The organism is Terrabacter sp. MAHUQ-38 (assembly GCF_014518425.1).
In the GTDB taxonomy this organism is placed as follows: Bacteria; Actinomycetota; Actinomycetes; order Actinomycetales; family Dermatophilaceae; genus Terrabacter.
In genome coordinates this window covers 92,219-118,775 of the sequence record NZ_JACVCU010000005.1, presented here as the reverse complement: position 1 = coordinate 118,775, position 26,557 = coordinate 92,219, and the positions used below count along the sequence as shown (strand labels likewise).

Annotated in this window: 21 protein-coding genes and 1 tRNA gene; 1 reads left to right on the top strand and 21 read right to left on the bottom strand. The window is 70.5% G+C overall.

Annotated elements, in window-relative coordinates; genetic code table 11:
* Positions 1 to 59: 59 nt before the first annotated feature.
* The 21 genes from H9I49_RS18575 to H9I49_RS18475 all read right to left on the bottom strand — a co-directional run bounded on the left by H9I49_RS18575 (position 60) and on the right by H9I49_RS18475 (position 25,839).
* Positions 60 to 779, bottom strand: coding sequence for an ABC transporter ATP-binding protein (locus tag H9I49_RS18575; protein WP_188032232.1), 720 nt, complete (start codon positions 777 to 779; stop codon positions 60 to 62).
* Positions 769 to 1,626, bottom strand: a complete 858-nt coding sequence (locus H9I49_RS18570; protein WP_255524122.1) for an ABC transporter ATP-binding protein — start codon at positions 1,624 to 1,626, stop codon at positions 769 to 771. The genes H9I49_RS18575 and H9I49_RS18570 overlap by 11 nt, the downstream gene beginning before the upstream one ends.
* Positions 1,627 to 1,711: 85 nt before the next feature.
* Complete coding sequence (locus H9I49_RS18565; RefSeq protein ID WP_188031882.1) at positions 1,712 to 2,875, bottom strand: branched-chain amino acid ABC transporter permease; 1,164 nt, start codon at positions 2,873 to 2,875, stop codon at positions 1,712 to 1,714.
* Positions 2,872 to 3,861 (bottom strand): branched-chain amino acid ABC transporter permease, encoded by a 990-nt coding sequence (locus H9I49_RS18560; RefSeq protein WP_188031881.1) that lies wholly within the window; start codon positions 3,859 to 3,861, stop codon positions 2,872 to 2,874. Before H9I49_RS18560 ends, H9I49_RS18565 begins: the two co-directional genes overlap by 4 nt.
* 113 nt (positions 3,862 to 3,974) lie before the next feature.
* Positions 3,975 to 5,120 (bottom strand): branched-chain amino acid ABC transporter substrate-binding protein, encoded by a 1,146-nt coding sequence (locus tag H9I49_RS18555; RefSeq protein ID WP_370587654.1) that lies wholly within the window; start codon positions 5,118 to 5,120, stop codon positions 3,975 to 3,977.
* Between the two features lie 151 nt (positions 5,121 to 5,271).
* Complete coding sequence (locus tag H9I49_RS18550) at positions 5,272 to 5,931, bottom strand: ANTAR domain-containing response regulator (RefSeq protein WP_370587653.1); 660 nt, start codon at positions 5,929 to 5,931, stop codon at positions 5,272 to 5,274.
* 90 nt (positions 5,932 to 6,021) lie between these two features.
* A tRNA-Leu gene (locus H9I49_RS18545) sits at positions 6,022 to 6,104 on the bottom strand.
* 126 nt (positions 6,105 to 6,230) lie between these two features.
* Entirely contained in the window at positions 6,231 to 7,688 is a 1,458-nt protein-coding gene (gene pyk / locus H9I49_RS18540) for a pyruvate kinase (RefSeq protein WP_188031880.1), read from the bottom strand.
* Positions 7,689 to 7,865: 177 nt separating this feature from the next.
* Positions 7,866 to 9,323 carry a glutamate synthase subunit beta gene (locus H9I49_RS18535; protein WP_188031879.1) on the bottom strand — a complete coding sequence of 486 codons (1,458 nt, stop codon included), beginning with the start codon at positions 9,321 to 9,323 and terminating at the stop codon, positions 7,866 to 7,868.
* Positions 9,316 to 13,881, bottom strand: coding sequence for a glutamate synthase large subunit (gene gltB, locus H9I49_RS18530; RefSeq protein ID WP_188031878.1), 4,566 nt, complete (start codon positions 13,879 to 13,881; stop codon positions 9,316 to 9,318). Before gltB ends, H9I49_RS18535 begins: the two co-directional genes overlap by 8 nt.
* Positions 13,882 to 14,080: 199 nt before the next feature.
* Positions 14,081 to 15,079 (bottom strand): prolipoprotein diacylglyceryl transferase, encoded by a 999-nt coding sequence (lgt, locus tag H9I49_RS18525; RefSeq protein WP_188031877.1) that lies wholly within the window; start codon positions 15,077 to 15,079, stop codon positions 14,081 to 14,083.
* A complete protein-coding gene (gene trpA, locus H9I49_RS18520) occupies positions 15,076 to 15,876 on the bottom strand; it encodes a tryptophan synthase subunit alpha (RefSeq protein WP_188031876.1) in 801 nt (266 codons plus the stop codon). Before trpA ends, lgt begins: the two co-directional genes overlap by 4 nt.
* Complete coding sequence (gene trpB / locus H9I49_RS18515) at positions 15,873 to 17,141, bottom strand: tryptophan synthase subunit beta (protein ID WP_370587652.1); 1,269 nt, start codon at positions 17,139 to 17,141, stop codon at positions 15,873 to 15,875. Before trpB ends, trpA begins: the two co-directional genes overlap by 4 nt.
* Positions 17,142 to 17,143: 2 nt before the next feature.
* Entirely contained in the window at positions 17,144 to 17,980 is an 837-nt protein-coding gene (gene trpC, locus H9I49_RS18510) for an indole-3-glycerol phosphate synthase TrpC (RefSeq protein WP_188031875.1), read from the bottom strand.
* A 5-nt stretch (positions 17,981 to 17,985) separates the two neighbouring features.
* Positions 17,986 to 18,255 (bottom strand): HGxxPAAW family protein, encoded by a 270-nt coding sequence (locus tag H9I49_RS18505; protein WP_188031874.1) that lies wholly within the window; start codon positions 18,253 to 18,255, stop codon positions 17,986 to 17,988.
* A gap of 61 nt (positions 18,256 to 18,316) precedes the next feature.
* The gene (locus H9I49_RS18500; protein WP_188031873.1) at positions 18,317 to 18,901 is read right to left on the bottom strand and encodes a Trp biosynthesis-associated membrane protein; all 585 of its coding nucleotides are present in this window, start codon (positions 18,899 to 18,901) and stop codon (positions 18,317 to 18,319) included.
* Complete coding sequence (locus H9I49_RS18495; protein ID WP_188031872.1) at positions 18,898 to 20,481, bottom strand: anthranilate synthase component I; 1,584 nt, start codon at positions 20,479 to 20,481, stop codon at positions 18,898 to 18,900. Before H9I49_RS18495 ends, H9I49_RS18500 begins: the two co-directional genes overlap by 4 nt.
* Positions 20,482 to 20,598: 117 nt before the next feature.
* Positions 20,599 to 20,994 (bottom strand): phosphoribosyl-AMP cyclohydrolase, encoded by a 396-nt coding sequence (gene hisI, locus H9I49_RS18490; protein ID WP_188032228.1) that lies wholly within the window; start codon positions 20,992 to 20,994, stop codon positions 20,599 to 20,601.
* A gap of 75 nt (positions 20,995 to 21,069) precedes the next feature.
* Positions 21,070 to 22,881, bottom strand: coding sequence for an ABC transporter ATP-binding protein (locus H9I49_RS18485; RefSeq protein ID WP_188031871.1), 1,812 nt, complete (start codon positions 22,879 to 22,881; stop codon positions 21,070 to 21,072).
* Positions 22,878 to 24,725: an ABC transporter ATP-binding protein gene (locus tag H9I49_RS18480; protein WP_188031870.1), complete on the bottom strand. Its 1,848-nt coding sequence runs from the start codon at positions 24,723 to 24,725 to the stop codon at positions 22,878 to 22,880. The genes H9I49_RS18485 and H9I49_RS18480 overlap by 4 nt, the downstream gene beginning before the upstream one ends.
* A 49-nt stretch (positions 24,726 to 24,774) precedes the next feature.
* Positions 24,775 to 25,839, bottom strand: a complete 1,065-nt coding sequence (locus H9I49_RS18475) for a GNAT family N-acetyltransferase (RefSeq protein ID WP_188031869.1) — start codon at positions 25,837 to 25,839, stop codon at positions 24,775 to 24,777.
* A gap of 74 nt (positions 25,840 to 25,913) precedes the next feature.
* On the opposite strand from H9I49_RS18475, the gene H9I49_RS18470 reads away from it, so the two are divergent.
* Positions 25,914 to 26,555 carry a TIGR03085 family metal-binding protein gene (locus H9I49_RS18470; protein ID WP_188031868.1) on the top strand — a complete coding sequence of 214 codons (642 nt, stop codon included), beginning with the start codon at positions 25,914 to 25,916 and terminating at the stop codon, positions 26,553 to 26,555.
* Positions 26,556 to 26,557 lie beyond the last annotated feature (2 nt).

The window sequence follows — 26,557 nt, the reverse complement described above, 5'->3', positions numbered from 1 at the left end:
TGCCACGACTGCGTCGTGGCACCCTGCCTTCTGGTTCCGTAGGTCGCCCGGGCCGACTCCTAGACGTCGCCGCCGAGGTATGCCGCCTTGACCGCAGGGTCGGCTGCGAGCTCCGCTCCCGTGCCCTCACGGACGATCTCACCCGTCTCGAGGATGTACGCGCGGTGCGAGCGCTTCAGCGCCTGCGCGGCGTTCTGCTCGACGAGCAGAACGGTCGTGCCCTGGCTGTTGATCTCGGTGACGATGTCGAAGATCTGCTGGATCAGCTTGGGTGCGAGGCCCATCGACGGCTCGTCGAGGAGGAGCAGCTTCGGCTTGGCCATCAGGGCCCGTCCCATGGCGAGCATCTGCTGCTCGCCACCGGACATGGAGCCGGCCGCCTGGTTGCTGCGCTCCTTGAGACGCGGGAAGAGCTCGAACACGCGGGCGAGGTCGTCCTTGACCGCCTTGGTCTTGCGGTCCGGACGGGCGTACGTGCCCATCTCGAGGTTCTCCATCACGGTCATGCCGACGAAGCAGCCACGACCCTCCGGCGACTGCGAGATGCCGAGCACCGGGCGTTCGTGCGACGGCGTGTGCGTGATGTCCTTGCCGTTGAACATGACGGTCCCGGCGCGCACGGGACGCAGCCCCGAGACGGTCTTCATCGTCGTCGTCTTGCCCGCGCCGTTGGCCCCGATGAGGGTGACGATCTCACCCTCGTCGACCGTGAAGCTGATGTCGCGGATGGCCTCGATGCGCCCGTAGTTGACGCACAGGCCGTTGACCTCAAGAAGCATCTTCTTCATCAACTCCAAGGTAGGCGGCGATGACCGCCGGGTTGTCGCGGATCTCCGCGGGCGTGCCCTCGGCGATCTTGCGGCCGAACTCGAGCACCACGATCCGGTCGGTGACCCCCATGACGAGCTTCATGTCGTGCTCGATGAGCAGCACGGTGTAGCCCTGGTCGCGGATGGTCTGGATCAGCTCCATGAGCTTGCGCTTCTCGGCCGGGTTGAAGCCGGCCGCCGGCTCGTCGAGGCAGAGCAGCTGCGGGCTCGTGGCCAGGGCGCGCGCGATCTCCAGACGGCGCTGGTCGCCGTACGGCAGGTTGCGGGCCAGCTCGTCTGCCTTGCCGGCGAGACCCATGAACTCGAGCAGCTCCATCGCCCGCGCGTGGCCCTGCTCCTCCTCACGCCGGTGCTTCGGGAGGCGGAACATGGCCGAGCCGATGCCGGTGCTGTGGTGCGCGTCGACGCCCACGAGGACGTTCTCCAGGACGGTCATGTTGGCGAAGAGCCGGATGTTCTGGAACGTCCGGGCGATGCCCAGCTTGGTGATCGCGAACTTCTTGCGCTTGCCCAGCGGGTTGCCGAGGAACCGCACACCGCCGGAGGTCGGCTGGTAGACGCCGGTCATGACGTTGAAGCAGGTCGTCTTGCCGGCACCGTTGGGACCGATGAGGCCGAGGATCTCTCCCTTGTTGATGTGGAAGCTGACCTCGTTGAGCGCGACGACACCGCCGAAGCGCAGCGTGACGTCGTCGACCTCGAGCAGGCGTTCGCCCTCGGCGACGGTCGGCCCGATGTCCTCGGGAGTGATGTCGACGTCGGGGTTGATCTCGGTGACCTCGTCGGCCGGGTCCATCACCCCTGTCGGGGCGTGCGCGGACTCGTCGACGGTCGGGTTTGCCGCGGTGCGGTCGGGCTGGGTCGAGTCAGGCTGGGTGTCTTCAGGCACTGGCTTCTCCTTCCTCGAGGATGGCCTGTCGCTCGTCGGCCTTCTTGGCCCTCAGGGTCCGTCGCGGTGGCAGGATGCCCTGCGGCCGGAAGATCGCGAGCAGCATCAGGGCGAGACCGAAGACGAGGACGCGGAAGTCGGCGAACTCGCGGAACCGCTCCGGGAAGTAGCTGACGACGATCGCCCCGACGATGATGCCCCAGCGGTTGCCGGCGCCGCCGACGACGACGGCCGCGATGAAGAGGATCGAGAGGATCAGCTCGAAGCTCTGCGGGTTGATGAAGCCGGACTTCGTCGCGAACAGGGCGCCTGACAGTCCGCCGATCGCCGCACCGAGCGCGAAGGCGAGCAGCTTGAACCGGAAGGTCGGCACGCCCATGAGCTCGGCGACGTCCTCGTCCTCACGGGTCGCCTCCCACGCGCGGCCGACGCGGCTGTTCTTGACGAGGACGTCGAAGAGGACCACGAGGCCGATGACGATCAGGGCGAGCCAGTAGTAGGGGACGAAGTCGGTGATGCCGAACTTGAGGAACGTCGACGTCGTGTCGAGGTCGACGACCGGCGCACCGGAGCTCCAGTCGATGGCGGGCACCTCGAACAGCTCGAGGCCCGGGGGCTTCGGGATGTCGGAGATGCCCTGTGCGCCGCCCAGCCACTGCGTGTTGACGAGCGTGAGACGCACGATCTCACCGAAGCCGAGCGTGACGATGGCGAGGTAGTCGCCGCGGACCCTCAGGGTGGGGGCGCCGAGGATGATGCCGGAGAGCATGGCGATGCCGATCGCGATCGGCACGCTGAGCAGCCAAGGCAGCGACGCGTGCTCGGCGCTCAGGACGCCGACGGTGTAGGCACCCACGGCGTAGAAGCCGACGTACCCGAGGTCGAGCAGTCCGGCGTACCCGACGACGATGTTGAGGCCCAACGCCACGAGGACGTACGTCGCCACGGTGAAGAGCACACCGCCGAAGTCGGAGCCCTCCGTGGTGACGAACGGGATGTTCAGCAGCGGCAGGAGGAAGAGGAACAGGGCGAACGCCACCCAGAGCGCGATCTTGACGGGCCTCGGGAGGCCGTTGACGCGCTCCTTGAAGCCGGGCCTCCGGGCGTCCTGGTTCTCGCCGGTGGTCGTGGTCGTGGCTGGTGTCGAGGTGCTCATGCGCGCGCCTTTCCGAGGGACTCACCGAGCAGCCCGGTGGGTCGGAAGAGCAGGATGAGCACGAGCAGGACGAACGCGACGACGTCCTTCCACTGCGTGCCGACGAGCGCGGAGCCGTAGTTCTCGGCGAGACCGAGGACGAAGCCACCGAGCAGCGCGCCGCGCAGGTTGCCGATGCCTCCGAGGACCGCGGCCGTGAACGCCTTGACGCCGAGGATGAAGCCCGCGTCGTAGCGCGTGATACCGATCTTCAGCATGTAGAAGACGGCGGCCGCACCGGCCATGACACCGCCCACCAGGAAGGTCACCTGGATGACGCGGTCGCGGTTGACGCCCATGAGGGCGGCCGACTCGGGGTCCATCGCGACGGCGCGGATGCCGCGGCCGAGACGCGAGCGCTTCACGAACTGGTCGAGGACCACCATGATGGCGATCGCGCCGACGATCACGAGGATGTCGACGTTCGTGACGTGGTAGCCACCGATCGTGAAGATCGGCTGCGGCTGGATGATGGTCGGCATACCGGCGTTGTTGCGCGAGTTGCGGACGTAGTCACGCAGGTTGTCGTCGAGCCCGACCCAGGAGGCGACGCGGCTGCGCAGACCCATGAGCTCGGCGAGCACGAACGACGCGCCGATGGCGGAGATGAGCGCGATGAGCGGTGGTGCGTTGCGCTTGCGCAGGGGCCGGTACGCGACACGCTCGAGGAGCACGGCGATCAGGCCTGACATCGCCATGGCGGCCACGAACATCATGGCGACCCAGAAGATGACCTGGCCGACGGAGCCGCCGCCCTTGCCACCGAGGAGCATCACGACCCACAGGGCCGCGAACGTGCCGAACATGAAGACCTCGGAGTGCGCGAAGTTGATCAGGCGCAGCACGCCGTAGACGAGCGTGTAGCCGAGCGCGACGAGCGCGTAGACCGCGCCGATGGTCAGTCCGGTGATGGTGAAGGAGAAGAAGTTGTCCAACAGGTACTGCATCCAAGACCTCCTGGGCCGGGTGCGGTGGGCGAGATCAGAGGTCGAGCGTCAACCGAACGGAGGGGCGGTCGGAGCCTACTGCTCCAACCGCCCCCCGTTCGATGACGTTCGTCTTACTTGATCTCGCCGATGCCGACGATCTTGCCGCCCTCGACCTTGTAGGCGAAGACCTTGATGTCGGCCGACTCGCCCTTGTCGTCGAACTTGAGCTGCTTCGTCACGCCCTTCTTGTCGTAGGACTTGACGAAGTCGAGCATGCTCTCGCGGTCCTTGCCGGCGGCGATGCCCTCGAGCAGGATCGTGGCGGAGTCGTAGCCCTCACCCGAGTAGGTGTTGGGGTCCTCGTTGTACTTCGCCTTGTACGCGGCCTGGAAGTCGGGGGCCACGTCCGGCGGGACGCACGGGCAGGTGATGATCGTGCCCTCGGCGGCGTCCTTGGCGTTGTCGATGTAGGACTGGTCCTTGACACCGTCGGCCACGACGAACGTGCCCTTCCAGCCGGCGTCGCGCAGCTGCTTGATGAGCGGCGCGGCCTCGGGCGAGTAGCCACCGAAGAAGAGCGTGTCGGCGCCCGAGCTCACCACCTTGGTGACGGAGGCGCTGAAGTCGGTCTGCTTCTGCTGGATCGTGTCGTTGCCGACGACCTGCGCGCCGAGGTCCTTGCGGACGATGTCGGCCAGGCCCTTGCCGTACTCAGACGCGTCGTCGATGACGAACGTCTTGGTCGACTTGACGGTCTCCTTGATGTACTTGGCGGCCGCGGGCCCCTGCGTGTCGTCGTTGCCAAGGGCGCGGAAGAACGTCTTCCACCCATTCGTGGAGAGCTTCGTGGCCGTGGCGGACGGCGTGATGGTGACCAGACCGGCCTCGTTGAACGCCGGGTCGGCCGCCTTGGACTCACCCGAGAAGGCGGGGCCGACGATGCCCACGACCTTCTTGTCGTCGATGGCCTTCTTGGCCAGAGCCGGGGCCTGGTCGGGCAGGCCCTGCGAGTCGTAGTTCTCGAGGGTGACCTTGCAGTTCGGGTGCTTCTTGTTGTAGTCGTCGAGCGCGAGGTTCACGCCGTTCTGGATGTAGATGCCCAGGTTGGCGTTCGGGCCGGTGAGGGCACCGAACATGCCGATCTTCAGGTCGCAGGCGGCCTGAGCGGCACCGCCGGTGCCGCCCGGCGCCGGGGTCTCGCCACCCTTGGTGCCACAGGCACCGAGGGCGAGAGCTGCGACCGCGAGCGGCACAGCGAACTTGAGGGTAGAACGCACGGGTGTCCTCCTGATGTCACACATCCCTCGGTCGAGGGCTGACAGGAGACTAGGCCCAACCTCACACCCGGGTCACCACAAACTCGCGATCGGTGACCGTGTCGTGACCTGCGCGTGACCTGCGACGGGACGATTTGCGGCGGCCCCGACGTCAGGACGCCGGGAAGCCGTTGATGACGGCCTCCGCGACCTCTTTCATCCCGAGCCGGCGGTCCATCGCCGTCTTCTGGATCCACCGGAACGCGTCCGCCTCGGTCAGCTTCAGCTGGCTCATCAGCACGCCCTTGGCACGGTCGACCAGCTTGCGGGTCTCGAGCCGCTCGCCGAGGTCGGCGATCTCGGCCTCGAGGGCCTTGAGCTCCTGCCAGCGGGAGGTCGCGATGTCGATGGCGGGGCGCAGGTCGTCGGCCGTGAAGGGCTTGACGATGTAGGCCATGACGCCGGCGTCGCGCGCACGCTCGACCAGCTCGGTCTGCGAGAACGCGGTGAGCATGATGACGGGGCAGAGCTTCGACTCGTGCAGCTGCTCGGCGGCCGAGAGCCCGTCGAGCACCGGCATCTTGACGTCCATGATGACGAGGTCCGGCTTGACCTCCTTGGCGAGCGCGACGGCCTGCTCGCCGTTGCTTGCCTGGCCGACGACGTCGTAGCCCTGCTCACCGAGCATCTCGACGAGGTCGAGACGGATCAGCGCCTCGTCCTCGGCGACGAGGATGCGGGTCGCACCGGTGACCGGGGTCGGCGCGCCGGAGCCGGTGTCGGCGGCTGCGGTGGGGGTCGGCTTCGGCGTCGTGCTTTCGTCTGTGCTCACGGGCAGAGCCTAGCCGGGAGCACGTTTCGGCCGCGTTTCGGGGCGGTGACCGTGCGCGGCCCCGCGCGGCGGACGCGCGCCGGCGAAGGGTGCCGGGAGCGGGACTCGAACCCGCACGACCTCTCGGTCAGAGCATTTTGAGTGCCCCGTGTCTGCCATTCCACCACCCCGGCCGAGGTGCCGCGCCAGCATACCCGTGGACGCGCGGATGCCGCCGGGCGCGGCCGGCGGCATCCATGGAACGCGCGGTCACGGCATGCGCGAGCGCGTGCCGAGGGTCTGGGACGCGGCGGGCCGCGTCAGCCCGTGACCTCCTCCGGCCGGTAGGCCGGGGCGGCCCGGTTGACGGCGTCGCCGACGCGGTGCACGCGCAGCGCGTTCGTCGACCCGGGGATGCCGGGGGGCGAGCCGGCGACGATGACGACCCGCTCTCCCTCGGCGACGCGTCCCTCGGGGATGAGCTTGAGGTCGACCTGCATCGCGAACTGGTCGGTGTGGTGCATGCGTGGCACGAGGTAGGTCTCGACGCCCCACACGAGGGCGAGCTGGGAGCGGACCCGCTGCTCGGACGTGAAGGCGAGCATGGGCAGCCGGGGCCGGATGCGCGCCATGCGCGTGGCCGAGCCACCGGTCTCGGTGAAGGTGATGAGGAACTTCGCCTCGACGATCTCGCCGATCTCGGCGGCGGCCTTGGTGACCGCTCCCCCGACCGTCTTGGGGTTGGTCTTCATCCGGGCGATCTGGTCGTGGCCGTGCTCCTCGGTGGACTCGATGATCCGGGCCATGGTGCGCACGGCGTCGATCGGCCACGCACCGACGGACGTCTCACCGGACAGCATGAGGGCGTCGGCGCCGTCGAGGACGGCGTTGGCGGCGTCGGAGGCCTCGGCGCGGGTGGGCCGGGGGTTGTCGATCATCGACTCGAGCACCTGGGTGGCGACGATGACCGGCTTGGCCTGGCGACGGGCGAGCTCGATGGCGCGCTTCTGGACGAGGGGCACCTCCTCCAGCGGCATCTCGACGCCGAGGTCGCCGCGGGCCACCATGATCCCGCCGAACGCCGCGACGATGCCCTCGAGGTTCTCGACGGCCTGCGGCTTCTCGATCTTGGCGATGACGGGGATGCGGTCGCCGAACTCGTCCATGATCGCGTGGACGTCGTCGATGTCCTCGGCCGAGCGGACGAACGACAGGGCGATCATGTCGACCCCGAGGCGCATCGCGAACCGGAGGTCCTCGCGGTCCTTGTCGGACAGGGCCGGCACGCTGACCGCGACGCCGGGCAGGTTGATGCCCTTGTTGTTGCTGACCTCGCCCCCGACGACGGTCTCGGTCAGCACGTCCGTGTCGGTGACCTCGACGGCCTTGAGCATGACCTTGCCGTCGTCGATGAGCAGGAGGTCGCCGGGGCTCACGTCACCCGGCAGGCCGGCATACGTGGTGCCGACGACGGTGTCGTCGCCCTCCACGTCGCGGGTCGTGATGGTGAAGCGCTGGCCGGGGCTCAGCGTCACCGGCCCGGACGCGAACCGGCCCGTTCGGATCTTGGGGCCCTGGAGGTCGACGAGGATGCCGACCGCGCGGCCGGACGCGTCGCTCGCTGCACGGACGTCCCGGTAGACCTGCTCGTGCACGGAGTGGTCACCGTGGGAGAGGTTGAGGCGGGCGACGTCCATGCCGGCGTCGACGAGGGCGCGGAGCTGGGTGGGCGAGGAGGTTTTGGGTCCGATCGTGCAGACGATCTTGGCGCGACGCATGTTTCAACCTTATGGGTGCTGTGACGCGGGTCACCACGCAGGTTCGCCCTGTGGGACGAACCTGCGTGGATTGCCTTGGGGCTGTGGGAAATCGTTCGCGTATGCCGTGTCGCGGGCTTCCGTCGCGGGCCTGGCTGGGAGGCCGCTGGGAGCCGGCGGGCGACCCCCGGCGGGACCTCAGGCCGTGAGCGGCCGGTCGGTCGGCGCGATGGGGCGCGGCAGCGAGCTCGAGCCGGTGAGCCACGCGTCGACACCGGCGGCAGCTGCGCGGCCCTCGGCGATGGCCCACACGATGAGCGACTGACCGCGACCGGCGTCACCGGCCACGAACACCCCGGGCACGGAGCTCATGAAGTTCTTGTCGCGCTTGACGTTGCTGCGCTCGTCGAGGTCGACGCCGAGCTGCTCGACGACACCCGGGCCCTCGGGCCCGAGGAAGCCCATCGCGAACAGCACCAGCTGCGCCGGGATCTCACGCTCGGTGCCGGGCCTCGGCGTGAGCCTGCCGTCGACGAACTCGACCTCGGTGAGGCGCAGGGCCGCGACGTTGCCGTCGTCGTCGCCGACGAACTCGGTCGTGCTGACGGCGTAGATGCGGTCGCCGCCCTCCTCGTGCGCGCTCGCGACGCGGTAGAGCATCGGGTAGGTCGGCCACGGCTGGCTGGACGGACGCTCGTCGCCCGGCTGAGGCATGATCTCGAGGCTCGTGACGGACGCCGCGCCCTGGCGGTGTGCGGTGCCGATGCAGTCGGCGCCGGTGTCGCCACCACCGATGACGACGACGTGCTTGCCGGTCGCGAGGATCTGGTCCTCGACCTGCTCGCCGAGCGCCGCGCGGTTGCCCTGGGGCAGGTAGTCCATGGCCTGGTGGATGCCACCGAGCTCGCGGCCCGGGACGTCGAGGTCGCGCGGCACCGTGGCACCGAGCGCGAGCACGACGGCGTCGTAGCGGTCGCGCAGCTGGCGGCCCGTGATGTCGACGCCGACGTTCATGCCGTTGCGGAAGCGGGTGCCCTCGGCCTCCATCTGGTCGAGGCGACGGTCCAGGACCGACTTCTCCATCTTGAACTCGGGGATGCCGTAGCGGAGCAGGCCACCCGGCTTGTCGGCCCGTTCGAACACGGCGACCGTGTGGCCGGCCCGCGTCAGCTGCTGCGCCGCGGCGAGCCCGGCGGGACCGGAGCCGATGACGGCCACCGTCTTGCCCGAGAGGCGCTCCGGCGGCAGCGGCTTGACGAGCCCCTCGTCGAAGGCGCGCTCGATCGTCGTCACCTCGACCTGCTTGATGGTGACGGCCGGCTGGTTGATGCCGAGCACGCAGGCCGTCTCGCACGGCGCCGGGCAGAGCCGGCCCGTGAACTCCGGGAAGTTGTTCGTCGCGTGGAGACGCTCGATCGCGTCGGACCAGTCACCGCGCCAGGCGAAGTTGTTCCACTCCGGGATGAGGTTCCCGAGGGGACAGCCCGAGTGGCAGAACGGGATGCCGCAGTCCATGCAGCGTCCGGCCTGTCGCTGGAGCTGCCCGAGCTGCTGCTCCTCGTAGACCTCCTTCCAGTCCCGGATACGGACCGGGACCGGGCGGCGGGCCGGGAGCTCGCGCTCGCGGGTGGTGAGAAAGCCTTGGGGGTCAGCCACGGGAAGCCTCCATGATCCGGTTCCACACGTCGGGCCCGTCGAGGTCGAGGCCGTGGGCCTCCGCCTCGGCACGGACGTCGAGGACACGCTGGTAGTCGCGCGGCAGCACGAGCGTGAACCGCTCGCGTGCGCTGGCCCAGTCGTCGAGCAGCGCGCCCGCGACCGGCGACTCGGTCCACCTCACGTGGCCTGCGAGCAGCTCGCGGAGCGATGCCTCGTCCTGGTCGCGCAGCGGGATGAGGTCGACGAGCTCGGGGTTGACGAGCTCGTGGTCGAGGTCGAGGACGTACGCGACGCCACCCGACATGCCGGCCGCGAAGTTGCGTCCGGTCTGGCCGAGGACGACGGCGACGCCTCCCGTCATGTACTCGCAGCCGTGGTCACCGACCCCCTCGACGACGGCGTGGGCACCCGAGTTGCGGACGCAGAAGCGCTCGCCGACGGTGCCGCGCAGGAAGAGCTGCCCCGCGGTCGCGCCGTAGGCGATGACGTTGCCGGCGATGACGTTCTCCTCGGCGACGATGTCGGCCGCCCGGTGTGGACGCACGACGACGCGGCCGCCCGACAGGCCCTTGCCGACGTAGTCGTTGGCGTCGCCGAACAGCTGCATCGTGACGCCGGCCGGCAGGAACGCCCCGAAGGACTGCCCGCCCGAGCCGGTCATGGACAGCTCGATCGTGTTGTCCGCGAGGCCGTGCGGGTGCGCCTTCGTCACGTGGTGGCCGAGCATCGTGCCGACGGTGCGGTTGACGTTGCGGACCGCGATCTCGGTGCGGACCTGCTCGCCGCCCTCGATGGCGGGCAGGGCACGGCTCAGCAGCTCGTTGTCGAGCGCCTTGTCGAGCCCGTGGTCCTGCGTGGCCGACTGGTACAGCGTGCCGCCGGTGGGGTTGTCGGCGACGGCGAGGATCGGCGACAGGTCGAGGCCCGACGCCTTCCAGTGGGCGATCGCCTTGTCCAGGTCGAGGCTGCCGACCTGGCCCACGGCCTCCTCGATCGAGCGGAAGCCGAGCGCCGCGAGGTTCTCGCGGACCTCCTCGGCGATGTACTCGAAGAAGGTCTCGACGAACTCCGGCTTTCCCGAGAAGCGGGCGCGCAGCTCGGGGTTCTGCGTCGCGATGCCGACCGGGCAGGTGTCGAGGTGACAGACGCGCATCATGATGCAGCCCGAGACCACGAGCGGTGCCGTGGCGAAGCCGAACTCCTCGGCGCCGAGGAGCGCAGCGACGACGACATCGCGGCCGGTCTTCAGCTGCCCGTCCACCTGGACGACGATGCGATCGCGCAGGCCGTTGAGCACGAGGGTCTGCTGGGCCTCGGCGAGACCGAGCTCCCAGGGGGCACCGGCGTGCTTGAGCGACGTGAGCGGGGAGGCTCCCGTGCCGCCGTCGTGGCCCGAGATGAGCACGACGTCCGCATGCGCCTTCGACACGCCCGCCGCGACGGTGCCGACACCGATCTCGGAGACGAGCTTGACGTGGATGCGCGCCGCCGGGTTGGCGTTCTTGAGGTCGTGGATCAGCTGCGCCAGGTCCTCGATCGAGTAGATGTCGTGGTGCGGCGGCGGCGAGATGAGGCCGACGCCCGGCGTCGAGTGCCGGGTCTTGGCCACCCACGGGTAGACCTTGTGCCCGGGCAGCTGGCCACCCTCACCGGGCTTCGCGCCCTGGGCCATCTTGATCTGGATGTCGTCGGAGTGCGTGAGGTAGAGGCTCGTCACGCCGAACCGACCCGATGCGACCTGCTTGACCGCCGAGCGACGCTCGGGGTCGAGCAGGCGCTCGATGTCCTCGCCGCCCTCACCGGTGTTGGAGCGGCCACCGAGGCGGTTCATCGCGATCGCGAGCGTCTCGTGCGCCTCCTGGGAGATGGAGCCGTAGCTCATCGCCCCGGTGTTGAAGCGCTTGACGATCTCGCTGACCGGCTCGACCTCCTCGATCGGGACCGGAAGCCGGCCGGTGACTCCCGTCTGCTTGAAGCCCATGAGGCCTCGCAGCGTCATGAGTCGGGACGTCTGGTCGTCGATGCGCTGGGTGTACTGCTTGAAGATGTCGTAGCGGCGCTGCCGCGTCGAGTGCTGGAGGCGGAACACCGTCTCGGGGTCGAAGAGGTGCGGCTCGCCCTCGCGGCGCCACTGGTACTCGCCGCCGACCTCGAGCACCCGGTGCGGCTGGTGGACGCCGTCGGTCGGGTAGGCCCGCGCGTGGCGCTCGGCCGTCTCGCGGGCGATGACGTCGAGGCCGACGCCGCCGAGCTGCGAGACGGTGCCGGTGAAGTAGCGGTCGACGAGGGCCTGCGACAGGCCGATGGCCTCGAAGACCTGGGCGCCGCGGTAGGACGCCACGGTCGAGATGCCCATCTTCGACATGACCTTGAGGACGCCCTTGCCGAGGGCCTTGATGAGGTTGGCCACGGCCTTCTCGGGCGTCACGCCCTCGATCTCGCCGGCCCGGACGAGGTCCTCGACCGTCTCCATCGCGAGGTACGGGTTGACCGCAGCCGCGCCGAAGCCGATGAGGAGCGCCACGTGATGGACCTCGCGCACGTCGCCGGCCTCGACGAGCAGGCCGACCTGGGTGCGCGTCTTCTCACGGATGAGGTGGTGGTGCACGGCCGCGGTGAGCAGCAGCGACGGGATGGGTGCGAGGTCGCGGCCCGAGTCGCGGTCGGAGAGCACGACGAAGCGCGCTCCGCGCGAGATCGCCTGGGACACCTCGGCGAAGATCTCCTCGAGGCGGTCGCGCATCGCGGCGGCCCCGCCGGTGACGTCGTAGAGACCGCGGACGACGTGCGTCGCGTAGCCGGGCAGGTCGCCGTCGGCGTTGATGTGGACGATCTTGGCGAGCTCGTCGTTGTCGATGACCGGGAACTCGAGCACGAGCTGGCGCGCGTGCGCCGGCGAGGCCGACAGGGCGTTGCCCTCGGGCCCCATGTAGGTGCCGAGCGAGGTGACGAGCTCCTCGCGGATCGCGTCGAGCGGCGGGTTGGTGACCTGCGCGAAGAGCTGCGTGAAGTAGTCGAAGAGCAGGCGGGGGCGGGACGACAGGACCGCGATCGGGGTGTCCGTGCCCATCGAGCCGAGGGCCTCGCCGCCCGACTTGGCCATCGGGGTGAGCAGGATGCGCAGCTCTTCGGCCGTGTAGCCGAACGTCTGCTGACGGCGCGCGACCGACGCGGCCGTGTGGACGATGTGCTCGCGCTCGGGGAGGTCCTCGAGGCGGATGAGGCCGCCGTGGAGCCACTCGGCATACGGCTTGGCAGCGGCGAGCTGGGACTTGATCTCCTCGTCGCTGACGATGCGGCCGTGCTCGGTGTCGACGAGGAACATCTTCCCGGGCTGGAGACGGCCACGCTGGACGATCGTCGCGGGGTCGAGCTCGAGCACGCCGGACTCGGACGCGAGCACGACGAGGCCGTCGTCGGTCACGGTGTAGCGGCCAGGACGCAGGCCGTTGCGGTCGAGCACCGCGCCGACGAGCGTGCCGTCGCTGAAGCAGACGTTGGCCGGGCCGTCCCACGGCTCCATGAACGTCGAGTGGAACTCGTAGAACGCCTTGCGCGCAGGGTCCATCGTGGCGTGGTTCTCCCACGCCTCGGGGATCATCATGAGCACGGCGTGCGGGAGCGAGCGGCCGCCGAGGTGGAGCAGCTCGAGCACCTCGTCGAAGCTTGCGGAGTCGGACGCGTCGGGCGTGCAGATCGGGAAGATCCGGTCGAGGTCGCCCGGGATGATGTCGCTCGTCAGCAGGCTCTCGCGGGCGTGCATCCAGTTGCGGTTGCCCTTGACCGTGTTGATCTCGCCGTTGTGCGCGATGAGGCGGTACGGGTGCGCGAGCGGCCACGAGGGGAACGTGTTCGTCGAGAATCGCGAGTGGACGAGCGCGAGCTCGGTCGCGAAGCGCGGGTCGGACAGGTCGGGGAAGAACGGCTCGAGCTGGCCGGTCGTGAGCATGCCCTTGTAGACGATGGTGCGCGAGCTCAGCGACGCGAAGTAGACGTCGACCTCGTGCTCGGCGCGCTTGCGCAGGCAGAAGGCGAGCCGGTCGAGCCCGAGGGCGACCTGGCGGCCGATCGAGCTGCTGACGAAGAGCTGCTCGAAGGCGGGCATGCACTCGCGCGCGACGGCACCCACGAGGTCGCCCTCGACCGGGACCTCACGCCAGCCCAGGACCTTGAGGTTCTCGGCGACCGCGATCTCCTCGATGCGCGCCTTGGCCGCGGCCCGCTCGATGGGGTTCTGCGGCAGGAAGGCGATGCCGGCGGCGTACGCCCCGTTGTTGGGCAGGGTGAAGGGGACGGTCGCCCGGAAGAACTCGTCGGGGATCTGCGTCAGGATGCCCGCGCCGTCACCGACGAGCGGGTCGGCACCGGTGGCGCCGCGGTGGTCGAGGTTGCGCAGCGCCGTGAGGGCGTGCTCGACGATGTCGTGACCTGCCGTCCCCCGCATCGTCGCGATGAGCGCGACACCGCAGGCGTCGTGCTCGAACTCGCGGCGGTAGAGACCGGAGTTCTCCGGGTGTGCACTGAAGGGAGCACGGGTGCGGGTGTGCGGCGACATTTCACCGTCCTTCTGCTGGGACCGGGCCGCGACCGCGACACGGCCACACGACATGACTCAAGGCATGTGGACGGCACTGGCCACAGGCGTTCTGGACGACGATATCGGAGGAGCCGCTCGTCCTACCTGTTGATACGGCTGATTCCGAATCCTGAGACGCCGTGCTTGATCCGGCACGGGCGCCGTGACTTTGGTCGCGTCAGGACTGCGCCGGACGGTCCACCTTCGGCTCTGTGGCGGCGGCGGCGTTTGACCCGTTGCCGGCGGCGCTCGCCGAAGGATCTTCGGCGCCGTCCGTGGCGTCCGCGCCGTCCTCGGGGCTCGAGGGCGGGGGCGGCGGCTCCATCGCCCCGAACCGGCGCCAGAGGTAGACGCCGAGCAGGAAGACGAGGATCGACACCCACGTGTTGACCCGCTGGCCGAGGATGAGGTTGGCCGAGTCGGTGCGCATGTTCTCGATGACGATGCGGCCCACCGGGTAGCCCATGACGTAGGCCGCGAACGTCTGTCCGGCCCTGAGGTCGCGCCGTCGTCCGAGCCACACGAGGAACGCCGCGAGCAGCAGGCACCAGAGCGCCTCGTAGAGGAACGTCGGCTGGAAGTACCCCTTGACCACGGGGTTGTTCTGGGCGTCGAGGACCGCGTGGCCGGCCGCGGTGTCCCACTCGTAGATCTTGAGCTTCCACGGCAGGTCGGTCGGTGCGCCGTAGATCTCGTTGTTGAACCAGTTGCCGAAGCGCCCCATCGCCTGCGCGATCGCGAGCCCGGGAGCGGCCGCGTCGACGAAGTCGCGGAAGGCCACGCCGTTCTTGCGACAGCCGATCCAGGCCCCCAGCGCACCGAGCGCGACGGCGCCCCAGATGCCGAGGCCCCCCTCGTAGATCGCGAACGCCTTCCAGGGGTCGCCCCCCTCACCGAAGTACGGCTGGGGCGTGGTGATGAGGTGGTAGACGCGCCCACCGAGGATGCCGAAGGGCACCGCCCACGCGGAGATGTCGATCGAGATGCCCTTGCGGTGGCCGCGGGCCTCGAGGCGCTTCTGCGTCAGCCAGACCGCGACGACGATGCCGGCGAGGATGCACAGGGCGTACCCCCGGATCGGCAGCGGTCCGAGGTGCCAGACCCCCACGCTGGGCGACGGGATCTCGGCAGGAAGCGCGGCCCCGAGGGCTGCGGGCAGGCCGGTCAGCCCGGTCACGACCGGCTCCTGTGGACGCCGTCGGCGAGCTCACGCGCCAGGATGCCGAGCGCCTCGAGGCCGTCCTGGACGGTCGCGGCCTCGGTGAGGCAGCGCACGAGCGCCGAGCCGACGATGACGCCGTCGGCGTAGCGTCCGACCTCGGCGGCCTGGGCGCCCGTGGAGACTCCGAGACCGACGCAGACCGGGAGGTCGGTGTGCTCACGGGTGCGCGACACGAGCGCGTCGGCGGCCTCGCCGACACTCGTCCGCGCCCCCGTGACGCCCATGACGGCGGTCGCGTAGACGAACCCGCGGCACGCGGCGGTCACGGCGGCCAGGCGGTCGGGGGTGGAGCTCGGCGCGACGAGGAAGACCTTGTCGAGGTCGTGGGCGTCGGCTGCAGCGATCCACTCGGCCGCCTCGTCAGGGATGAGGTCGGGCGTGATGAGCCCGGCTCCCCCGGCGGCGGCGAGGTCGGCGGCGAAGCGCTCGACCCCGTAGCGCAGGACGGGGTTCCAGTAGGTCATGACGAGCGCCCCCGCACCCTGGCCCGAGACCTCGCGGGCAGCGGTGAAGATGTCGGCCAGGCGGACGCCACCGGCGAGGGCGCGCACCGCAGCGTCCTGGATCACGGGGCCGTCCATGACGGGGTCGCTGTAGGGCACGCCGATCTCGATGATGTCGACGCCGGACTCGACGAGGACCTTCATCGCCTCGATGGAGCCCTCGACGGTCGGGAAGCCGACCGGCAGGTAGCCGATGAGTGCCGCGCGACCCTCCGCGCGGCACGAGTCGAGAACGGGTCCGACGCTCACTGCTGCTCCCCCAAGCCCTTGGCGCCCGGTTCGTCGGGCAGAGCGCCGTCAGCCACGCGGCCCTCGTCGTCGATGAGGCCGAACCACTGGGCGGCCGTGTGGACGTCCTTGTCTCCTCGACCCGAGAGGTTGACGAGGATGACCGCGTCACGACCGAGCTCGCGCCCCAGCATCATGGCGCCCGCCAGAGCGTGCGAGCTCTCGATGGCCGGCAGGATGCCCTCGGTGCGCGACAGCAGCGAGAACGCCTCCATCGCCTCGTCGTCGGTGATCGGGCGGTACTCGGCACGACCCGACTCGAGCAGGTACGCGTGTTCGGGACCGACGCTCGGGTAGTCGAGCCCGGCCGAGACGCTGTGCGACTCGATGGTCTGGCCGTCGTCGTCCTGCATGACGTAGGTGTATGCGCCGTGCAGCACGCCGGGGAACCCGGCCGAGAACCGCGCGGCGTGCTTGCCGGACGCGACGCCCTCGCCGCCGGCCTCGAACCCGACGAGTCGAACCGACGCGTCGTCGAGGAAGCGGTGGAAGATGCCCATCGCGTTGGAACCGCCTCCGACGCACGCGCAGACGACGTCGGGCAGCCGTCCCACGAGGTCGAGCACCTGCTGACGCGCCTCGACCCCGATCACCCGGTGGAAGTCGCGAACCATCTCGGGGAAGGGGTGCGGTCCCGTCACCGTGCCGAGGACGTAGTGGGTCGTCGCGACGTTGGTGACCCAGTCGCGGAACGCCTCGTTGACGGCATCCTTGAGCGTCCTGCTGCCGTGGTCTACGGGCACGACGCGCGCCCCGAGCAGCCGCATTCGGGCGACGTTGAGTGCCTGGCGCTCGGTGTCCTTGCGCCCCATGTAGATCACGCAGTCGAGGCCGAGCAGCGCAGCCGCGGTCGCCGTGGCGACCCCGTGCTGTCCGGCACCCGTCTCGGCGATGACGCGCGTCTTGCCCATGCGCTTCGTGAGCAGCGCCTGCCCGAGGACGTTGTTGATCTTGTGCGAGCCGGTGTGGTTGAGGTCCTCGCGCTTGAGGATGACCCGGGCACCGCCACAGTGCTCGGCGAAGCGCGGCACCTCGGTGATGATGCTCGGCCGCCCGGTGTAGGTGCGCTGGAGCCGCTCGAGCTCACCGACGAACTCTGGGTCGACGACGGCCTTGCGCCACACCTCTTCGAGCTGCTCGAGCGCTGGGATGAGCGCCTCGGGGACGTAGCGTCCGCCGAAACCCCCGAAACGGCCGTATGCCGGCACGTTGGATGTCATGGCCATGCTCACTCCCCTGCCGTGACGGCAGTAGCGGGACGGGCCTCGCCCCGCACCGCGCCGGCGGCGTCGATGAAGGCCCGAATGGCCTGCTCGGGGGCGCCGTCCTTGACGAGCGCCTCGCCGACGAGCACAGCGCCGGCTCCGGCCCGGACGTAGGTGGCCACGTCTGCCGGGCCCGTGACACCCGACTCGGCCACCCCGACGACGCCCGTGGGGACCCGCGGCAGCAGGTCGGTGACGGTGCGCGGGTCGACCTCGAGCGTCTTGAGGTTGCGGGCGTTGACGCCGACGAGGACGGGGTCGAGCGCGAGCGCGCGGTCGAGCTCCGGGGCGTCGTGGACCTCGACGAGGACAGTCATGCCCAGCTCACGAGCCTGGTCGTGGAGATCGCGCATGAGCGCGTCCTCGAGCGCGGCCACGATGAGCAGGATCAGGTCGGCGCCGTGCGCTCGGGCCTCGGTGACCTGGTAGGCGTCGACCATGAAGTCCTTGCGCAGCAACGGGGTCGGAACTGCGGCACGGACCTCGTCGAGGTCCGCGAGGCTGCCGGCGAACCGGCGCTGCTCGGTGAGAACGCTGATCGCGCTGGCTCCCCCGGCGGCATACGCCCGGGCGAGGCGACCCGGCTCGGGAATGTCGGCGAGAGCACCCTTGCTCGGGCTCGACCGCTTGACCTCGGCGATGACGGCGACACCCTCAGCGGAGCGGATGCCGGGCATCGGGTCGAGGGCAGGCGCGACGTCGGCCATCCGCGCCTCGAGCTCGGCGAGCGGCTGGGCGGCACGACGACGCCCGAGATCGTCGCGGACGCCGCTGATGATCCCGTCGAGAACGGTCGGCACTGCTCTCAGCTCTTGCCGACGGTCTCGGCACCGAGCTCGTCGGGGGCGTCGACGATCGCGCCCGCCTGCGCGTGGTGGCCCTTGCTGCCGTAGCCGGCCATGGACATGACCCGGCCGGCGATGGCGCCGGCGATGATGACGACGGCGCCCACGATGCCGAGGACGATGTTGGGCAGGAGCACGGCAACGGAGGCGATGGCCGAACCGACCAGGATGATGCCCACCGCCGTCCACGCGGCGACGCTGTGTCCGTGGTCCTCGTGCTGCTCTTCCATGGCGTCCTCTCTGGTCCGGCCGGCGGCGCCGAGTCGTGGCGTGCCCTCGCCCGTCATTGTGTCAGGTCTCGTCGGGGGCGTCGCGCAGGGTCGGGTCACCGCCGTCGGTCAGCTCGTCCCACGTCGTGCGCACCTCGCCGCGGGGTCCGCTCTCGGGCTTCTCACCCCGTTCGTAGCGTCCCGACAGCCCTGCCCACGACCTGCTCGACAGCGCGGTGAGAGCGGCTCCGGCGGCGAGCAGGGCAGCCGCTCCGACGGCGAGCCAGGCCCAGACGGTGGTCGAGCCGGTGGCGTCGGGAGCGGTGGTGCGAGCGAGCTCGCGGGCGACGGCGTCGGCGACCGTGTCGACCGGCCGCAGGGCCACGAGGAAGGTCATCACCAGGGCTCCGAGGGACGCCAGGACGACGACGCCTGCGGACACCGTGCGGATGACCCGGCCGCCGGTCATGAGGCCGAGCAGGGCGACGACGCAGACGGCTGCCAGCCCGACGACGCCGGGGGCCGCAGCTCCACCGGTGACGTCCGTGACGGCCTGGCTGAGCACGTCGCGGGACTCGCCCGTCGCCCAGGGTTGGGTCGTGAGCCCCAGCAGCGCTGCGGCGGGGGCGAGGACGACGAGCGCGGCGCGCTTCTTCTCGACGGTCATGTCGGGCGGTCACCCAGCAGACGAAGACCGGCCGCGGCGGCGACCGCCCGCAGCGCCGCCGCTGCCTTGTTGACCGTCTCCTCGTACTCGAGGTGGGGCACCGAGTCGGCGACGATGCCGGCGCCGGCCTGCACGTGCGCGCGACCGTCCTTGATGAGCGCCGTGCGGATGGCGATGGCCATGTCGAGGTCGCCGGCGAAGTCGAGGTAGCCGACGACCCCGCCGTAGAGCCCGCGCCGCAGGCCCTCGTAGCCGTCGATGAGTGCCATCGCCCGGGGCTTGGGCGCGCCGCTCAGGGTGCCGGCCGGGAAGGTTGCGACGAGCGCGTCGTAGGCGCTCTGGCCGTCGCGCAGGTCACCCACGACCGTCGACTCGATGTGCATGATGTGGCTGTAGCGGCGGATCGACATGAAGTCGACCGTGTCGACGGTGCCGGCCCGGCAGATGCGCTGGAGGTCGTTGCGTGCCAGATCGACGAGCATCAGGTGCTCGGCGCGCTCCTTCGCGTCGCCGAGCAGCTCCTCGGCGAGGTGCGCGTCGTGGTCGGGGCTCTTGCCGCGCGGGCGCGACCCGGCGATGGGGTGGGTGATCGCCTGGCGGCCGGTCACCTTGATGAGCGCCTCGGGGCTCGAGCCGACGATGTCGTAGGCCGTGCCGTCGGGGTGCGGGATGCGCAGCAGGTACATGTAGGGGCTGGGGTTGCTGACCCGCAGGGCCCGGTAGACGTCGAGGGCGTCGGCCGGGCACGGGACCGTGAAGCGCTGCGAGACGACGATCTGGAAGGCCTCGCCCGCGCGGATCGCCTCCTTGGCCGCCTCGACCATCTCCTCGAACTCGGGCCGGGTGTGGCTGCTCGTCGGCTCGTTCGGGACGGGGTCGATGGTCGCCACGGTGCTGGGCGCGGGTGCCGCGAGCTCGTCGGCCATGCGGTCGAGACGGCTCACGGCATCGGCCCAGGCGTCCTCGATGTGCTCGTCGGTGGCGTCGTGGTTGACGGCGTTGGCGACGAGCAGGAGCGAGCCGTCGCTGTGGTCGAAGACGGCGAGGTCGGTCGCGAGCATCATCGCGACCTCCGGCAGGTCGAGCTCGTCGCGGCCGCCGTCGGGCACCTTCTCCCAGCGCCGCACCGCGTCGTACGTGATGGCGCCGACGAGCCCGCCCGTGAGCGGGGGGAGCCCCGGGATCCGTGGGGTCGCGAGGGCCGCGACGGTGTCACGGACCGCCTCGGTGGGGTCGCCCTCGGTGGGCAGGCCGACGGGCGGCTCGCCGATCCAGTGCGTCTGCCCCTCGCGCTCGGTCAGCGTGGCCGCGCTGCGGGCACCGACGATGGAGTAGCGCGACCACACGCCGCCGTGCTCGGCGGACTCGAGCAGGAACGTGCCCGGAGCGTCCTTGGCGAGCTTGCGGTAGACGCCGACGGGCGTCTCCGCGTCGGCCAGCACCCGGCGTACCACCGGAATGACGCGACGGTGCTCGAGCGCGAGCTCGGTGAACACCTCGAGGCTCGGCCAGGTCCGCCCCCACGCGAGGTCTGCGTGTGGCGCGGGCGCAGGGGCGAGCGAGGTGTTCGAGTCGGGCACCGAGCCATTCTGGCCCACCCGGTCGAATGCCGTGTCCCCGGCTCGTCCCACGGACCGCGGGTGAAGTCGCCCAGTCGACGACACGCCCCCGCCGTCGAGTGGGCTATTCCACCCGGGTCAAGGCCCGCCGACCGTCGCGGGGAGGACGCGGGCGTCGAAGCAGGTGCGGTCGCCGGTGTGGCAGGCAGCGCCCACCTGGTCGACCGAGATGAGCAGCGCGTCGCCGTCGCAGTCGAGGCGCACCCCCTTGACCCACTGGACGTGGCCGCTCGTGTCCCCCTTGCGCCAGTACTCCTGACGACTGCGCGACCAGAACGTGACGCGGCCGTCGGTCAGCGTGCGACGCAGCGCCTCGTCATCCATCCAGCCGACCATGAGGACGTCACCGGTGTCGTGCTGCTGCACGACCGCGGCGACCAGCCCGTGCTCGTCACGCTTGAGCAGCTCGGCGATCGTCGGGTCGAGCCGCGACTGGTCGGGCGTCACGTCAGCGGTCGGGTCGGTTGCGTCCATCACCCGGTCATTCTGCCGGTTGGCGGCCCCACCCTGGACCGGGCGGCCGCGGGTCAGACACGCGTCGGGCGCCGGTCACACGGCCTGCTGCTGCGCGACCCACGACTCGTGCAGGCGCGAGTAGACGCCGCCGCGCCGGACGAGCTCGGTGTGGTGGCCACGCTCGACGACACGGCCGGCGTCGACGACGATCACCTCGTCGGCCGCCTGCGCCGTCGAGAGACGGTGCGCGATCGCGATGGAGGTGCGACCCCGGGTCAGCGAGTCGAGGGCCCGCTGGAGCCGGACCTCCGTGCTGGGGTCGACCGCCGACGTGGCCTCGTCGAGGACGAGCAGGTCGGGGTCGGCGAGGTAGGCGCGAGCCAGGGCGACGAGCTGACGCTCCCCCGCCGACAGCGACTCGCCGCGCTGGCCGACATCGGTCGCGAGTCCGAGCGGGAGGGTCGCCGCCCACGCGTCGAGCCCCAGCTCGGTGAGCGTGAGCCGGACGTCGTCCTCGCTCGCCTGCGGCCGACCGAACCGGATGTTGTCGAGCAGGGTGCCGTCGAAGAGGAAGCCCTCCTGCGGGACGAGCACGACGCGCGAGCGCAGGGACGAGAACCGGACGGTGCGGAGGTCGACCCCGTCGAGCAGGACCCGGCCGCTGCTGGGGTCCATGAGCCGGGTGAGCAGCTTGGCGAGGGTCGACTTGCCGGAGCCGGTCTCGCCGACGATCGCGATACGGCTGCGCGGCGCGATGGTCAGGTCGATGTCGTGGAGGACCGGCGGGCCTGCTGGGTAGGCGAACCCGACGCCGGTGAACTGCACGGTGATGGGCCCGCGCGGCAGGGTGACGCCCGACTCCCCAGGGTCCGAGACGTCGGCCGGGGTATCGATGATGCCGATGACGCGCCGCCACCCGGCGACGGCGTTCTGCATCTCGTTGAGGATCTCGGTGGCCTGCTGGACCGGCATCGTGAAGAGGTTGACGAGGAAGAGGAAGGCGAGCAGCTCGCCGAGGGTCAGGCTCCCCCGCGCGGCGAGGACCGTGCCCACGACGAGGACCACGGCCGTCGTGAGGCCCGAGACGAGCTGACCCGAGGTGAAGGCGATGACCGACCGGGCCTGCGCGCCGATGGCCGCCTTGCGATGCGCCTCGACCGCCGCGTCGATGCGCTCGGCAGTGCGGTCCTCGACACCGTAGGCGCGGATGGCCTGCGCGCCTACGACGGCCTCGGAGATCGCCCCGAGCATGTCGCCGACCCGCTCACGCACCCGCGTGTAGGCGCGCCCGACGATGCCCTGGAACTTGCGGATGATGACGAACAGCGGCACGAAGCAGAGCCACACGACGAGGCCGAGCAACGGGCTGTAGACGAACATCAGCACCGTCGCGAGCGTGATCTGCGCGAGGTTGATCATGAGCATCAGCCCGCCGAACTGCACGAACATGGAGATCGTGTCGACGTCCGAGGTGACGCGAGAGACGAGCGACCCCCGACGCTCGGTGTTCTGGGTGAGCATCGCGAGGTCGTGGATGTGCCGGAACGCCTTGAGCCGCAAGGTCGCCAGACCGCTCTCGGATGATCGGAAAAGGCGCACGTTGACGAAGTAGGCGGACAGGGCGGTCACGACGACACCGACGAGGGCTACGCCGATGTAGACCGCAACGACCCCGGTGTCGGGCCCACTCGCGGCGAGGATGCCGTCGTCGGTGATGCGCTGGACGACGAAGGGCACGAGCACACGCCCGAGCGTCGAGAGCACCGCCAGCGCCACGGTGACCCAGATGCCCTTGCGCAGCTCGGGTGACAGCTCGACGCCCCGACGCAAGGTCTGCCACGTGGTCATGTCCTTGCCGGTCGCGACGCCATGGTGCTCGACGAGGGCCGCGGCGTGCATGCTCATCGGGAGACCTCGTCGAGCTCGTCGTCGAACTCCTCGTCGGCGGCGATCGCCTCGCGTTCGGCCGCCTCGCGGGCGTATGCCGTGACGAGGCGTTCGTAGCCGACGCACCGGTCGAGGAGCTGCTCGTGCGAGCCGTGGTCGACGACCCGGCCGCCCTCGAGGTAGACCACCTCGTCGGCGAGCAGGATCGTCGCCATCCGGTAGGCGACGACGAGCACGGTGGTGCCCGAGCTCGCCTCACGCAGCCGGCCGAGGATCGCCTGCTCGACGCTGGGGTCGACGGCCGAGGTCGCGTCGTCGAGGATGAGCAGCTTTGGCTGGCGGATCACCGCTCGGGCCAAGGCGATTCGCTGGCGCTGCCCACCGGAGAGGCTGGCCCCGCGCTCGCCGACGTGCGTGTCGAGCCCGTCGGACAGCTTCTCGACGAAGCCGGCCCCCTGGGCCACGTGGAGGGCGCGCCAGACGCTCTGGTCGTCGTGCTGCGCCCCGAGCGTGATGTTGCCACGCACGCTGTCGTCGAACATGAACGTCTGCTGGGCGACGAGGGCTGCGACGTCGCTGATGCCGCCGCGCCGCACCTCGCGCAGGTCGACCTCGTCGAGCAGCACCGCGCCGGTGTCGGGGTCGACCAGGCGCATCATGAGGTTGGTGAGGGTGGACTTGCCGCTGCCCGTCGGGCCGACGAGCGCGACCGTCGACCCGGGGGCGACGTCGAGGGTGACGTCGACGACGGCGGGGTTGAGGTCGGCGCCACCGTCCTCGGTCTCGATCTCGTAGGCGTAGGCCAGTCTCTCGGCCTGCAGGTGGCTCGCCGCGCCGGCCGGCAGGGCCCGCTCGCCGAAGGCCATGCTCCCCGTCGCGTCGAGCACCGCCGAGACACGGTTCCAGCCCACGACGGCTCGGGGCAGCTCGGCCAGCACCCATCCGAGGGCTCGGACCGGGAAGGCGAGGATCGAGAAGAGGTAGGCGATCTGCACGACCTCGGCCGCCGAGAGCTGGCCGCTGCGCACGCGCAGGGTGCCGACGAAGAGGACGGCGAGGGTGCCGATGGTCGGGATCGCCTCGATGGCTGGGTCGAACCGCCCACGCGTGCGCCCCACCTCGATGTTGGCGTCGCGCAGCTCGTGGGTCACCGCGCGGAATCGCTCGGCCTCGTGGTCCTCGCGTCCGAGCGACTTGACGATGAGGGCGGCCTCGAAGCTCTCGTGCGCGACCTCGGAGACGTCGGCGCGCAGCTGCTGCGCGTGTGTGACCCGCGGCGACATCGCGCGCTGGAACGCGACGTTGGCGAGGAAGAGCATCGGGAAGACCGTGAGGCCCACGACGGCGAGCCACGGGTCGACGACGACCATCTGGACGATGCCGAAGACGAGCATGACGATGACACCGAGAGCCATGGGCAGCGGCGCGAAGATGTTCCACGTCGCCTCGACGTCGGCGTTGGCGTTGGACAGCAGCTGGCCCGACGGGTGCCGGTGGTGCCAGCTCAGCGGTAGCCGGAGATACTGGCGCGTGACGCGGCGGCGGTACATCGCCCCGAGGTTGAACATCGCCACGCCACCGGCGAGGCGCCGGCCGATGACGCCGACGGTCATCGTCAGCACGACGGCCGACATGACGCCACCGATGAACCAGAGCTGCCCCGAGGTGACGTGCCGCGCCGCGATGGCGGGTGTGACGGCCCGGTCGACGACGTAGCCGATGGCAGCGGCCGTGAGGCTCGTCATGACGCCGTAGACGATGCTGCCGAGCACGGCGAGGGAGAACCAGCGCGGCTGGCCCTTGATGCCACGCCCGATGACGGCCAGACCCTCCCGCAGGGTCGAGGTGGTCGGGACGTTCACTGTGCTCCGCTCCCCTGGTGACGTGCTCTCTGGTCGAACCTGCAGACTCTCACGCGTCGCTGACAACGCCCGCCGCGCTCCTTCTGTTCCACAGCCACTCGGAACCCGCGGTGCCCTGCTCGCCGCCGGCCCCCTGTACCCCGGCCCCCTCTATCCCGACACGCTCGAACCCCAGCCGTGCGAGCACGCGGTGGCTCGCCACGTTGTCGGGCGCGGTGTGGGCGACGACGTGCAGCCCCGCGGCCTCGAGGGAGCGGACCATGCCGGAGAGAACGTCCGTCATGAGCCCACTGCCGCGAGCGGCCGGCACCAGCCCGTAGCCGACCTCGACGACACCGTCGTCCGGCGGGCCGAGGCAGCCGATCGACCCGACCACGCGCCCGTCCGCGCGACGCACGACGTGCCGCGGCGACCACGCGTCGGGCCCGGTGGGCGGCATCGTGCGCACCGCGTCCAGGTCGTCCTCGCGTGGGTAGCCCTCGGCCCAGTCGCGTCGCGTCCTGCCCGCCAGCATGGCGCCGGCGTCGTCGGCCGTGATCGGGACGAGCCGTGCCGCGCGCGTCTCGATCGGCTCCGGCCCGATCGGCGCGGCCGGCGCGCCGGTGCGGATCCAGTGCCGGCGCACGCGGTCGCGCTCGTCCTCGAGGACCCCTCCGCAGGACGCGATGGTCCGCGCCGAGGCGGTGTTGGTCGCGTCGCAGGTCACGAGCGCGGGGTCGATGCCGCGCCGGGCCGCCAGACGGAGCGCCTGACCCAGCGCGGCGTGGGCGATGCCGCGGCGCCGGGAACCCGGGGCGACGGCATACCCGATGTGCCCGCCCTCGGCGACGAGCGACGGCGTCAACGCGTGGCGGACGGCGATGCTCCCGACGACCCGACCCTCCTCGACGATCCACCGGTACGACGACGGGACGCGTTCGGGTGGGAGCGGCTCGTCGGGGTGCTCCTGGCGCGCGAGCCAGTCGACCCAGGCCTCGAACGCGTCCGGCTCGGCCAGCATCCGCCGGTCGCGGGCGTGGTACGCCGAACCGTGGATCGTCTCGCCACCGAACTCGTCGACCATCGCCCACCACGACTCGGCCAGGTCGACGGTGGGGCGCACGAGCTCGATCACCATCAAACCCTACGAAGCCGACGGCGCACGAGCCACCGAGATTCGTCGGGATGCCGCCCTGAGAGGATGGCGGCATGACCCGCCACGCCCAGTCCGAACGGCTTCTGCTCTGCGACGACCTCGACCGTCTCGGACCCGACCGGCCCACGCTGTGCGAAGGCTGGCAGACCCGCGACCTCGCCGCCCACATCGTGGTCCGCGACGGGCGGCCGGACCTCTCGATCGGCCGGGTGGTGCCATTCCTGGCCGGCCACCTGGAGCGCGAGCAGCGCAAGATCGCGAGCGGCGACTACCCGGCCCTCGTCGACCGTGTGCGACGCGGCGCCCCGGCGTGGAACCCCATGTCGCACCCCAAGGTCGACGAGGTCACCAACCTCATCGAGTTCTTCGTGCACCACGAGGACGTGCTGCGCGCCCAGCCCGACTGGACACCGCGCGAGCTCTCGCCGCAGCTGGAGGGCAAGCTGTGGGCGGCGTTGCGCCGCACGGCGCGGCTGATGTTCCGCAAGGCTGCGACGGGGATCGTGCTCATCGCGGAGGGCCATGGCCGGCATGCCGCCAAGCTGCCCGACGACCACGGCACCGTCATCCTGCGGGGAGCCCCCGGCGAGCTCGTGCTGTACGCGTACGGGCGCACGTCCGTCGCGCGCGTGGAGCTCGAGGGCGACGCCGACGACATCGCCGCCCTGCACCGTGCGGAGCTCGGCCTCTCCTGACC